Source organism: Pantoea sp. JKS000250, from assembly GCF_003201065.1.
Taxonomy (GTDB): Bacteria; Pseudomonadota; Gammaproteobacteria; order Enterobacterales; family Enterobacteriaceae; genus Pantoea; species Pantoea vagans.
This window is the reverse complement of sequence record NZ_QICZ01000001.1, coordinates 4034580-4047004: the sequence shown is the minus strand read 5'-3', so window position 1 is coordinate 4047004 and position 12425 is coordinate 4034580. Positions and strand designations below refer to the sequence as shown.

The following is a 12425-nucleotide window of genomic DNA, read 5'->3' as shown; positions in this document are numbered from 1 at the left end:
ACATTGCTTCCGGCAAGGCGTGTGACGGCATCAGCCCACACTGTGCTCAAGGCTGATGGCTAACAATTTCTGGGCTTCCACAGCAAATTCCAGTGGCAGCTCCGAGAATACGTCTTTACAGAAGCCGTTCACGATCATCGAGATGGCGTCTTCTTCACTGATACCGCGTTGCAGACAGTAGAACATCTGATCTTCGCCGATACGTGAGGTCGTGGCTTCATGCTCAAGCTGGGCGGTATTGTTGCGGGTTTCGACATACGGGAAGGTATGTGCGCCGCAATCAGGGCCAATCAGCATTGAGTCACACTGCGTAAAGTTACGGGCATTGGTGGCAGTTGGCATGATTTTCACCAGACCACGATAAGTGTTCTGACTTTTACCGGCCGAAATCCCTTTAGAGATAATGGTCGATTTGGTGTTTTTACCAATATGGATCATCTTGGTGCCGGTATCGGCCTGCTGACGACCACTGGTCAGTGCCACCGAATAGAACTCACCTACCGAGTAGTCCCCGCGCAGAATGCAGCTCGGGTATTTCCAGGTGATCGCTGAACCGGTTTCAGACTGGGTCCAGGACATCTTGCTGTGGTCACCTTCACACAGCGCACGCTTGGTCACGAAGTTGAGGATACCGCCCTCGCCTTCGCCGCCAGGGAACCAGTTCTGAACCGTCGAATATTTCACTTCAGCATTTTTATGGATGATCACTTCCACCACGGCGGCATGCAGCTGATAGCTGTCACGCACGGGGGCTGAACAACCTTCGATATAGCTGACGTAGCTGTCTTCATCGGCAATCAGGATGGTGCGTTCAAACTGACCGGTTTTCGCCGCGTTGATGCGGAAATAGGTCGACAGCTCCATCGGGCAGCGAACCCCTTTCGGGATATAAACGAAGGTGCCGTCAGAGGCGACCGCCGAGTTCAGTGCCGCAAAGAAGTTATCGTTAGCCGGAACCACCGTACCGAGATACTGCTTCACCAGCTCCGGGTGTTCCTGAATCGCTTCGCCGAATGAACAGAAGATAATCCCCTGCTCCGCCAGCTTGCCGCGATAGGTGGTTGCCACCGAAACGGAGTCAAAAATGGCATCAACCGCCACTTCCCGCCCTTCACGCACCGGCACACCCAGCTGATTAAAGGCGTTCTCTACTTCCTGCGTCAGGTAGTCGCTGGCTGGCGCGCTGCCGGAAGCCTGGGTCACACCCGGCTCTGAGGCACAGGTGTCATCGCAGTTACCGCAGGAGGGCGCGGAGTAGTAGCTGTAATCCTGATAGTCGAGTTTTTCGTAGTGGGCTTTCAGCCAGTGTGGCTCTTCCATTTCAAGCCAGGCACGAAACGCTTTAAGACGAAACTCCAGCATCCACTCTGGCTCGTTACGCTTGGCCGAGATCGCCCGCACCACATCTTCATTGATGCCGTTGGCAAATTCTTCGGTCTGCAGTTGGGTAAAGAAGCCCTCTTTATAGTTGAGCTTGCCTTCCCAGATTTGTACATCGTCAGATGTTTCGCTGTGTCGTGACATATTTCACTTACTCGACGCCAAAGCTCTCACCGCACCCGCAGGCGTGCTGAGCTTTAGGGTTATTGAATTTAAAAATCTGATTCAGGCCTTCACGAACATAATCCAGTTCAGTGCCATCAACGAATGGCATCGCCTGTAGCGGCACAAACAGCGTTGCGCCGTGGAATGAGAACTGCAGATCGTCTTCGACGGGTTCTTTCACCAGATCCATGACGTAGCCGAACCCGGCACAGCCGGATTGTTTTACGCCCAGACGCAGACCCTTGACGTCAGGGTCCTGAGCCGCCAGATTGAGAATTTGTTGCGCTGCGGTTTCAGTCAGCGTCAGACCTTTCCAGACAAAATCGTCGGGTGAGAAAGAGTCTGTATTAACAGATGCCATGTTGATACCTCTTGAGTCCGGACCTTTTCAGGCTATCCCCCTATGGTAGTGATCTGACCAATCACTTCAACCTCTTGTTTTGCAGGGATAATCATCTTGTGCTGTTTTATTTGCTCAATTATTAAGCATAGCTGCTTCCGTTCATCCTGCGTGAACAGAGTCAGCCTCAATAAGCCAGTGATAACCTATTAATAAATCACTCTATTTGAAATAACCATTTTTGATAAAAATGCTTATTGATAGGTTACGCCTTTCTCCGATGTAAACAGATTGTTATTTCCGATTATACCGACAGGCAGGATAAATCGATAAATTTTTCTGTCCTGCAATTGCAATCCCGGCATGGATGAATATGATAATTATTATCATTAACATTCAGGGTGACGCCATGATGCTTTCTGTCTCCGCCTGGCTGCAGCATAAAATCGACGAATACCAGTTTTCGGTGCGTGATATCACCGTCGACTTTTATATGGCGCAGGCAAAACTCGACCGGGCCGACTGCACGATTCATCAGTTACGTCAGTTTAACGATGCCTGTCAGGATATGGCAGAAGTCTGCCAGTTGAACGGTGACGACCAGAGTTACCTTCATGCGATGGGTAAACTGCATCACCGGCTGGTGCTGGAGATGGGAAACAGCGATCGCGATCGCCTGTTTCGCCTTCAGGCCTATCAACTGGCGCGATTGTCCCTGACCCGCCTCTGCCATCAACTGGCCATGGTCGGAGAGTGGAACAAAGCCACCGTGCTGCAAAGTGACTTCGTGCGTCACGCAGGCTGGATATTCTAATCCAGCCACGGCGTGACGTCGCGCACAATTTTTTTACATTAGCGTTAACAATGCCTGAAGCGGATGGCGCATGCCGTTGCCTTCCACACGCTTGACCTGGCTGCGGCATGAATAGCCGGTGGCCAGACAGCGCTGGCGCGGCAGTCGCTGAAGCTGCGGATGCCAGGAGAGCGCATAGATCCCAAGCGAGTTTTCGAGGTTCTGACTTTCGTGCCCATACGTGCCCGCCATGCCGCAGCAACCTACATTGATGTTCTCCAGCTTTGCGCCAAAACGGGAGAAAATCGCCTGCCACTGGGTGGGCGCTGAAGGCAGCGCGGTTACCTCGGTGCAGTGCGCAAACAGATACCAGGACTCCCCGCCCGTGGCCTGCACCTCACGTTCTGCCAGGGCACGCTCTAACCATTCATGCACCAGCAATACGCTGAAGTCGCCGCGCGATTCACCCAGCGTCTGACGATACTCATCGCGATAGCAGAGCACGGTAGCCGGATCGACGCCCACCATCGGCAGTTCCAGTTTTGCGACCCGATTAAGAAAATCGGCGGTACGGGCTGCCGTGCGGGCGAAACGTTGCAGGAAGCCTTTCACGTGCTGCGCTTTACCGTTTGGCGAGAAAGGCAGCAGCACCGGGCGATGCCCCAGCTTCTCAATCAGCCTGACAAAATCGTTAACCAGCTGTGCCTCATAGAAGCTGGTAAAGGGATCCTGTACCACCAGCACACAGCTGGCGCGCTCCGTAGCTGACAGTCCTTCCAGCTGTTCCAGCGTCATGTTCATGGCGGGATGGCCACTGAGCTGCTGTTTCAGGTTAGGAGACGAAAGCAGCGGCAGATCGACCATGCCGATATGCGTTTTGCTTAACTCTTTCATCCACGGCTGGCGCAGGAAGAAGTTAAATACTTTTGGCGCCTTCGCCATCAGAGGCGCATAGCCTTCGACCGCCGCCACCAGGTGATCGCTGACCGGGCGCAGATAACGGGTGTGATAGAGCTGCAGAAAGCGCGAGCGGAATGCGGGCACGTCAATTTTAATCGGACACTGGGTGGAGCAGGCTTTGCAGGCCAGACAGCCGGACATCGCCTCTTTCACCTCGTGCGAGAAGTCATACTCCCCTTTACTGGCGTGCCAGCTGTTGCGGGTACGGGCGATCAGCCCGCGTAGCGACAGGCTGTTTTCCGGCAGCTGCTTTTCCAGTGCCAGCGGATCGACGCCCTGCCCGGCCAGCAGTCGCAGCCACTCCCGCGTCAGCGTTGCCCGCCCTTTTGGCGAGTGAATACGGTTGCGGGTGATCTTCATTGACGGGCACATCGGGCTGCGGGCATCAAAATTGAAACATAACCCGTTGCCGTTACACTCCATCGCTCCACGCCATTCATCCCGGACCGTTAACGGAATCTGCCGATCGTATGTTCCGCGCTTCACCGCATCGACCTGCATCATTTCGTCGTTGCTGTTAAAGGGCGTACAGATTTTACCCGGATTCAGGCGGTTAAGCGGGTCAAAGGCCGCTTTGATGCGGCGCAACTCATTAAAAAGCGTCTCGCCGAAGAATGCCGGACTGTACTGGGCGCGGAACCCTTTACCATGTTCGCCCCACAGCAGGCCGCCATAGCGCGCGGTCAGCGCCACCACTTCGTCGGAGATCTGTTTCATCATCATCTCCTGCTGCGGATCGCACATATCCAGCGCCGGACGCACGTGCAGTACGCCTGCATCGACGTGACCAAACATGCCGTAGCTCAGGCCGTGGCTGTCGAGCAGCGCGCGAAACTCGACAATGTAGTCCGCCAGTTTTTCCGGCGGAACGGCGGTATCTTCGACAAACGGAATCGGCTTAGCCCGGCCTTTAGCATTTCCCAGCAGGCCCACCGCTTTTTTACGCATGTTATAGATGCGCTCAATGCCCGCCAAATCGTTACAGAACTGATAGCCAATCACGCCGCCCTGCTGCTGCTGCATCAGCGCATCAAGCCGGGCACACAGTTTTTCTATCTGCTGATCGATGAGTGCGGCGTTATCACCGGCGAACTCAACGATGTTCAGACCCAGCATCTCTTTATCGGGTACGTCAGCAATCAATTCACGCACTGAGTGCCACACGATATCTTCCCGCGCCAGGTTCAGCACTTTGGAGTCAACGGTCTCAACTGACAGCGCCTGCGCGTCCACCATAAAGGGTGCGTTACGCAGGGCGGAATCGAAGGAGTCATATTTAATGTTTACCAGCCGCCGCACTTTCGGCAGCGGGGTGATATCGAGACGTGCCTCAGTAACAAAAGCCAGCGTGCCCTCGGCACCACAGAGCAGGCGCGTCAGGTCGAAGGTTTGCATATCGTCGCTGAAGACGTGGCGCAGGTCGTACCCGGTCAGGAAGCGATTCAGCCTGGGAAACTTTTCCAGAATCAGATCCCGGTGCTCGCGGCAGCGCATCAGCACCTGCTGATAAATACGGCCTTCGGGGGTTGCCGTCTGCGCCAGCGTTTCAGCCAGCGCGGTGGCCATTGGTCGCGTATCAAGAATATCGCCGCCCAGCAGCACGGCGCGCAGGCCCAGTACATGGTCTGAGGTTTTACCATAGACCAGCGAACCCTGACCCGACGCGTCGGTATTGATCATGCCGCCCAGCGTGGCGCGGTTACTGGTGGACAGTTCAGGCGAAAAGAAAAAGCCGAAAGGCTTCAGCCAGGCATTCAGCTGATCTTTGATGACGCCAGCTTCGACCCGCACCCAGCCCTCATCGGTATTGATCTCCAGGATGCGGTTCATGTAGCGCGACATGTCCACCACAATGCCCTGATTCAGTGACTGACCGTTAGTGCCAGTGCCGCCGCCGCGCGGGGTAAATACCAGGCTGGCAAAGCGTGCTTCTCCGGCCACGCGGGCGAGCAGCGCAACGTCCGCCGTCGAACGCGGAAAGAGCGCCGCGTCGGGCAACAATTGATAGATGCTGTTATCGGTAGAGAGTGAAAGACGATCGGCATAGCTGGTCGCCATGTCGCCGGTAAAACCCTGCTCTTTCAGCGACTCAAGGAACGTCAGCACCAGTTGAACGAGGCCCGGTGCCTGCGAAATCTGTGGGATCATGATTGTCTGACCGAAGGTGTTGTAAACGTTTGCGTTTATACGTGAGCGATTTCTCGTTTTATCATATTTTTTCTGCGGCTGCCCTTTTTTCAGAAAAGACAAAAACCTTTCTCCGCGACGCTGTTTAAACCCTGGCAAATAGATCATGATAAAAACGGGCATCCGAATGCCCTGAAATGAAGGATTAAGACGAGGTTATGAGTCAATGATGAAAAGCCAGTACCGGGATATGGATTTACCGCAAATACTCTTTACCCTGATGTTCATTCTGCTGCTGATTGTCGCCTGTTTATGGGTGGTGCAGCCGTTTATTCTGGGCTTTGCCTGGGCCAGCATGGTGGTAATTGCGACCTGGCCATTGATGCTGAAATTCCAGCGCCTGTTGTGGGGACGCCGTTCGCTGGCGGTGATCGTGATGACCATGCTGCTGTTGCTGCTGTTTATCATCCCTATCGCACTGCTGGTCAGCAGCCTGATCGATAACAGTGCCCCGGTCATCGCCTGGGTTACCCAGGGGCATACGATGCCGCAGTTGCTGTGGCTCAGGGATGTGCCGATGGTCGGCAAAAAGCTTTATGTCAGTTATGACACGCTGGTGGCGAGCGGCGGTGCCGGCATCATGGCTAAAATCCAGCCCTACATTGGCCGTACTACCGGCTTTTTTGTCGCGCAGGCCGGTCATTTCGGCCGCTTTATGATCCATCTGGGCGTGATGTTGCTGTTCAGTGTGCTGCTTTACTGGCGCGGCGAGCAGGCTGCACAGGGCATTCGTCATTTTGCTTTCCGCATGGCGGGACGACGCGGTGATGCCGCCGTGCTGCTGGCGGCACAGTCCATTCGTGCCGTGGCGCTTGGCGTGGTGGTGACGGCGCTGGTGCAGGGCGTGCTGGGCGGTATCGGTCTGGCGATCTCCGGTATCCCCTATGCCACGCTGTTAACGGTGCTGATGATCCTCTGCTGTCTGGTTCAGCTCGGTCCGCTTCTGGTGCTGGTCCCGGCTATTATCTATCTCTACTGGAGCGGCGATACTACCTGGGGAACCGTGCTGCTGGTCTGGAGTTGTGTGGTGGGCACGATGGATAACGTTCTGCGTCCGATGTTAATCCGGATGGGTGCAGACCTGCCGATGATCCTGATCCTCTCTGGCGTAATAGGTGGCCTGTTTGCCTTCGGCATGATTGGTCTGTTTATCGGGCCAGTGGTGCTGGCTGTTTCCTACCGTCTGGTTTCCGTCTGGGTTCATGAAGCGCCAGCTCCCGATAATGACCCACTGGCCGTGGCTGAAGCCCTGGCCGATCATGAGGGTACCCCACCAGCCGTCTGATTCACAGCAATGACACGCTGTGTCACTCTATCCTGTGAGCATTGATTAGTGCGGTTAATGATGATTAGCCGCACCCCTTCTCAGAGACTCGCCAGATTTTGTTTTCCATTAGCGATTTTTAAGAAAAAAGCCATCTTTGGCCTTTATTTGACCTTTCTGGCCTAAAAAAGATTACTTTCTGCACTGTTTCTTAAGTCAAACGGCGAAGTAAAGGTGACAAAAGATTATCGGCTTTAAACTAATAAGAGGATTCTTAAAGACGCCAGCCAGCGGTATGAATAACATGTTTCCTATGTTCGAAATCAAGCTAATGATTTTCAGACAACCTGATTCCCCTGAGTAGAGTAAAGAATTGCTGTGTGTAGTCTTTGCCCATCCCCTGTGATGGGCTTTTTTTTTGCCTGAATATGACCAGCTATAAACAGAAAAAGGCCCGCAGTGCGGGCCTTTCATCATTTCTGTAAGCGTCGTCAGGCGGTTTTGTTTAACTGTGCCAGACTCACCCACGTTTCCACTACAGTGTCCGGGTTCAGCGACAGGCTATCAATGCCCTCTTCCATCAGCCATGCGGCAAAATCCTGATGGTCTGACGGTCCCTGTCCGCAGATGCCGACATATTTACCCTGCTGCTTCGCGGCCCTGATCGCCATGGAGAGCAGGGCTTTAACGGCTTCGTTACGCTCGTCAAACAGCGCAGAGACGACGCCGGAATCGCGATCCAGCCCCAGCGTCAGCTGGGTCATGTCGTTGGAGCCGATTGAGAAGCCATCAAAGTGCTGCAGGAACTGCTCTGCCAGCAGCGCATTTGACGGGATCTCGCACATCATGATGATCTTCAGCCCGTTCTCACCGCGCTTCAACCCCTGCCGGGCCAGCTCTTCCACCACGGCCTGCGCCTGATCCACCGTGCGCACAAACGGAACCATGATTTCGACGTTGGTCAGGCCCATCTCGTTGCGAACGCGTTTTACCGCTTCGCACTCCAGCGCAAAGCAGTCGCGGAAGTTATCCGCCACATAGCGACCTGCGCCACGGAATCCGAGCATCGGGTTTTCTTCTTCCGGCTCATAACGTTCACCGCCAACGAGATTGGCATATTCATTGGTTTTAAAATCGGAAAGTCGGACAATTACGCGTTTCGGTGCAAATGCCGCACCAAGCGTGGCAATTCCCTCCGTCAGGCGAGCGATGTAAAACTCCACCGGATTATCAAATCCTTTCATCATTTTACGGATCTGCTGCTGCAGTTCCGGCGTCTGCTGATCAAATTCAAGCAGCGCTTTCGGGTGGACGCCAATCATTCGGTTAATAATAAATTCCAGTCGCGCCAGGCCAACACCTTCGTTCGGCAGACAGGCGAAATCGAAAGCACGATCGGGGTTACCTACGTTCATCATAATCTTCAGTGGCAGCTCAGGCAGCGAATCGACCTGCGAACTGGTGACGTCGAAGTCGAGCAGTTGATCATAGACGTAGCCGGTGTCGCCCTCGGCGCAGGAGACAGTGACCTGATGGCCCTCTCTCAGCCGATCGGTCGCGTCGCCACAGCCTACTACCGCTGGAATACCCAGCTCACGCGCGATGATCGCCGCATGGCAGGTTCGTCCGCCTCGGTTAGTGACAATGGCTGACGCCTTTTTCATGATCGGCTCCCAGTCCGGGTCGGTCATGTCCGTCACCAGCACATCGCCTTTTTCAATGCGGCTCATTTCGCTGATATCGTGGATGACTTTCACCACGCCTGCGCCGATACGATGACCGATGGCTCGCCCTTCAACGACGACGCTGCCCTGACCCTGCAGCGTATAACGCTCCATTACCTGGCCATTTGAGCGCACGGTTTCAGGACGCGCCTGAACAATGAATAGCTTGCCGGTGTGTCCATCTTTGGCCCACTCAATATCCATCGGCCGCTGATAGTGCTGTTCAATCAGCACTGCCTGCTTCGCCAGCGCCTGCACTTCCTCATCGTTCAGGCAGAATCGGTCGCGTTCGGCCTCAGGCACATCTTCAATGCGTACCTGTTCGCCATGCGCCTGAGAATCGGCATACACCATGCGCACCTTTTTCGAGCCCATATTGCGACGCACGATAGAGGGACGATCGGTCGCCAGCGTTGGCTTGTGAACATAGAACTCATCCGGGTTAACAGCGCCCTGCACCACCATCTCACCCAGTCCCAGGGCGGCAGTGATGAAGACCACCTGATCAAAGCCGGATTCGGTATCAATGGTGAACATCACACCTGACGAGGCCAGGTCCGAACGCACCATGCGCTGTATGCCGGCAGAGAGCGCCACGCCACGATGGTCGTAGCCCTGATGCACGCGGTAGGAGATAGCACGGTCATTAAACAGTGAAGCAAAGACATGCTTGACCGCCACCATCACGGCGTCGATGCCCTGCACATTCAGGAAGGTTTCCTGCTGGCCGGCAAAGGAGGCGTCGGGCATATCTTCGGCGGTGGCAGAGGAGCGGACGGCAAACGACGCGGCCGCATCATCGGCAGAGAGTTGCTGATAAGCGTCCAGAATGGCGGACTCCAGTTCCGGCAGAAACGGCGTTTCCACCACCCACTGACGAATCTGTTTACCCGCTTTAGCCAGCGCATCAACATCATCAATATCCGTCTCATCCAGCAGCGCATAAATTCGCTGGTTCAGCCCGCTTTGATCGAGAAACAGGTTAAAGGCGTACGACGTGGTCGCAAAACCATTGGGTACGGAAACGCCCAGCGACGACAGATTCGTTATCATTTCACCTAAAGAGGCGTTTTTACCGCCTACCCGATCAACATCATGCATACCAAGCTGGTTATACCAGAGCACCAATGGCTGTTCCTGAGTGGACATCGCGCTTATCCTTTATCAATTATCAATGAATGGACACAGAGAGTGAGCTGTTTTCAGCCTGGCATATCACCCCATCAATAACGATCTGTTGAATCGTTAAAGCAGAATTTCAGCCGCAGTTTCGGAATTGTGAGCGGATTATTTTGCTGTTGCGCAAAGTCGCTATTTTTCGCTAACTGATTGATGTGACAGGAAATGGTAGATTTTCAGCCACTTAAGCATTCTGTTTTGTTGCGCAACAGACGCAGGACTATTCGTGGCCCGTCCACGTTTTGAAAAGAATTCCGGCGACTCGAAACGCCTTTTCATTTTTGTTAGCGTGATGAAACTGCAGACAAATAATCCGGACAGACCTTCCAGAAATTAAAATCAGAGATGATTTATTGAGTCGCATCGCTCATGCTGATGGCTCACTCCTGGCTGAGGCTGAATTCATTATGACAACTGACAGAAGCGTTTTTTATATCTCCGATGGCACAGCGATTACAGCTGAAGTCCTGGGCCATGCGGTGCTGTCGCAGTTTCCAGTCAATATCACCAGCCTGACGTTGCCATTTGTGGAAAACGTCCAGCGGGCGCTGGCGGTTAAAGCCCAGATTAACGCGCTCTATCAGCAGAGCGGCGTGCGGCCGCTGGTGTTCTTCTCCATTGTCACGCCAGAGGTGCGCGACATTATCGTGCAGAGTGAGGGTTTTTGTCAGGATATCGTGCAGGCGCTGGTGGCTCCCCTTCAGCAGGAGCTGGGCTTATCGCCTGCGCCGGTGGCACACCGCACCCACGGACTGGACGCCAGTAATCTGGGGAAATATGACGCACGTATTGCGGCGATCGATTACGCCCTGGCGCATGATGACGGCATCTCGCTGCGCGGGCTGGAAGATGCGCAGGTTATCCTGTTAGGCGTCTCGCGCTGTGGCAAAACACCCACCAGCCTCTATCTCGCAATGCAGTTTGGTATTCGTGCCGCCAACTACCCCTTTATTGCCGACGATATGGATAATCTTAAACTGCCGCCCGCGCTGCGCGCCCATCAGAATAAACTGTTCGGGCTGACCATCGATCCGGAACGGCTGGCAGCAATACGGCAGGAACGGGCGGAAAATACCCGCTACGCCTCAATGCGCCAGTGCCGGCTGGAAGTAGGCGAAGTCGAAGCGCTGTTTCGCACCCATCAGATCCGCTATCTCAACAGCACTAACTACTCGGTCGAAGAGATTGCCACCAAAATTCTCGACATCATGGGCCTGACGCGCCGTATGTACTGAAAGGGAATCGGGTCAAAGATGTAAAGCGCCGCTGCCGTGGGTTTTGATTTCATTGTCAAATCACGGGTTGAATTCGCAGACTAATGGTTTATTGTGACCACCATCACTTCCCGGTATTTCACCGCTGCGAAGAACCGTTTTCGAGAAACTCATGAAAAAAACCGACGAACTGCGTACCGCACGCATTGGTAGTCTGATTACCCCCGCCAGTCTGGCGGCTGAACATCCTGTCTCCGCGGCGATTGCCGACAACGTCACCGTTGCCCGTAAACGTATCGCCCGTATATTGACGGGTGACGATCCGCGCCTGCTGGTAGTGATCGGGCCCTGTTCGCTGCACGACCCGAAAGCAGCCCTGGAGTATGCTGCGCGTCTGAACGCGTTACGCATCCGCTATGAAGATCGGCTGGAGATTGTGATGCGTGCCTACTTCGAGAAGCCTCGTACCGTCGTAGGCTGGAAAGGGTTAATCTCCGATCCGGACCTGGATGGCAGTTACGATGTGAACCGGGGTATCAGCATCGCCCGCAAGCTGCTGATTGATATCAACGCGCTGGGCCTGCCCACCGCCACAGAATTTCTGGATATGGTGATCGGCCAGTTTATTGCTGACCTCATCAGCTGGGGCGCGATTGGCGCACGTACCACCGAAAGCCAGATCCACCGCGAAATGGCCTCAGCCCTCTCCTGCCCAGTCGGCTTTAAAAACGGCACCGATGGAAACGTGCAGATCGCGGTGGATGCGATTCGCGCCGCACGCGCCAGCCACATGTTCCTGTCGCCGGATAAACTGGGTCAGATGACTATCTACCAGACCAGTGGCAACCCGCATGGTCATGTGATCCTGCGAGGCGGTAAACAGCCTAACTATCATGCCAGTGATGTCGCCGCCGCCGCGGAGAGCCTGGCGGCCTTTAATCTGCCAGAGCAGCTGGTGATCGATTTCAGTCACGGCAACTGTCTGAAGCAGCATCGTCGTCAGATGGATGTGGCGGCAGAGGTAGCAGAGCAGATTAAATCAGGATCGCGGGCCGTTGCCGGTGTGATGATTGAAAGCTTCCTGGAAGAAGGCAATCAGAAAGTGGTAAGCGGTGAACCACTGGTTTATGGCCAGTCGATTACCGATCCCTGTCTCGGCTGGCAGGAGAGCGAACAGGTGCTCGCCCTGCTGTCCGAGGCGGTTTCTCACCGCCTCTGA

General features: G+C 54.6%; 8 protein-coding genes and 1 other RNA gene. 5 read left to right on the top strand and 4 right to left on the bottom strand.

What is annotated here, in order from left to right:
• Positions 1-30: 30 nt before the first annotated feature.
• Both sufB and sufA read right to left on the bottom strand, forming a co-directional pair.
• Positions 31-1524 carry a Fe-S cluster assembly protein SufB gene (gene sufB / locus BY447_RS19115; RefSeq protein ID WP_013357696.1) on the bottom strand — a complete coding sequence of 498 codons (1494 nt, stop codon included), beginning with the start codon at positions 1522-1524 and terminating at the stop codon, positions 31-33.
• Positions 1525-1531: 7 nt separating this feature from the next.
• The gene (gene sufA / locus BY447_RS19110) at positions 1532-1906 is read right to left on the bottom strand and encodes a Fe-S cluster assembly scaffold SufA (RefSeq protein ID WP_010245637.1); all 375 of its coding nucleotides are present in this window, start codon (positions 1904-1906) and stop codon (positions 1532-1534) included.
• 388 nt (positions 1907-2294) lie between these two features.
• On the opposite strand from sufA, the gene BY447_RS19105 reads away from it, so the two are divergent.
• A complete protein-coding gene (locus BY447_RS19105) occupies positions 2295-2699 on the top strand; it encodes a hypothetical protein (protein WP_110331965.1) in 405 nt (134 codons plus the stop codon).
• A gap of 33 nt (positions 2700-2732) precedes the next feature.
• On the opposite strand, the gene BY447_RS19100 is transcribed toward BY447_RS19105, so the two are convergent.
• The gene (locus BY447_RS19100; RefSeq protein WP_110331964.1) at positions 2733-5786 is read right to left on the bottom strand and encodes an FAD-binding and (Fe-S)-binding domain-containing protein; all 3054 of its coding nucleotides are present in this window, start codon (positions 5784-5786) and stop codon (positions 2733-2735) included.
• Between the two features lie 205 nt (positions 5787-5991).
• On the opposite strand from BY447_RS19100, the gene ydiK reads away from it, so the two are divergent.
• Entirely contained in the window at positions 5992-7110 is a 1119-nt protein-coding gene (ydiK, locus tag BY447_RS19095; RefSeq protein WP_013357693.1) for an AI-2E family transporter YdiK, read from the top strand.
• Positions 7111-7402: 292 nt separating this feature from the next.
• Positions 7403-7510: antisense sRNA RprA (gene rprA / locus BY447_RS19090), an RNA gene on the top strand.
• Positions 7511-7580: 70 nt separating this feature from the next.
• On the opposite strand, the gene ppsA is transcribed toward rprA, so the two are convergent.
• Positions 7581-9962, bottom strand: coding sequence for a phosphoenolpyruvate synthase (ppsA, locus tag BY447_RS19085; protein ID WP_110331841.1), 2382 nt, complete (start codon positions 9960-9962; stop codon positions 7581-7583).
• A 437-nt stretch (positions 9963-10399) separates the two neighbouring features.
• Between ppsA and BY447_RS19080 the strand changes: the two genes are divergently transcribed.
• On the top strand, positions 10400-11227 hold the full coding sequence (locus BY447_RS19080; RefSeq protein ID WP_013357691.1) for a pyruvate, water dikinase regulatory protein: 828 nt from the start codon (positions 10400-10402) through the stop codon (positions 11225-11227).
• Positions 11228-11378: 151 nt separating this feature from the next.
• Positions 11379-12425 carry a 3-deoxy-7-phosphoheptulonate synthase gene (locus BY447_RS19075; RefSeq protein ID WP_110331840.1) on the top strand — a complete coding sequence of 349 codons (1047 nt, stop codon included), beginning with the start codon at positions 11379-11381 and terminating at the stop codon, positions 12423-12425.

Excerpts from the sequence above, each read along its gene's own strand:
- ydiK (WP_013357693.1), top strand. The coding sequence starts at position 5,992 with ATGATGAAAAGCCAGTACCGGGATATGGATTTACCGCAAATACTCTTT.
- ppsA (WP_110331841.1), bottom strand. The coding sequence starts at position 9,962 with ATGTCCACTCAGGAACAGCCATTGGTGCTCTGGTATAACCAGCTTGGT.
- BY447_RS19100 (WP_110331964.1), bottom strand. The coding sequence starts at position 5,786 with ATGATCCCACAGATTTCGCAGGCACCGGGCCTCGTTCAACTGGTGCTG.
- sufA (WP_010245637.1), bottom strand. The coding sequence starts at position 1,906 with ATGGCATCTGTTAATACAGACTCTTTCTCACCCGACGATTTTGTCTGG.
- BY447_RS19075 (WP_110331840.1), top strand. The coding sequence starts at position 11,379 with ATGAAAAAAACCGACGAACTGCGTACCGCACGCATTGGTAGTCTGATT.
- BY447_RS19080 (WP_013357691.1), top strand. The coding sequence starts at position 10,400 with ATGACAACTGACAGAAGCGTTTTTTATATCTCCGATGGCACAGCGATT.
- sufB (WP_013357696.1), bottom strand. The coding sequence starts at position 1,524 with ATGTCACGACACAGCGAAACATCTGACGATGTACAAATCTGGGAAGGC.
- BY447_RS19105 (WP_110331965.1), top strand. The coding sequence starts at position 2,295 with ATGATGCTTTCTGTCTCCGCCTGGCTGCAGCATAAAATCGACGAATAC.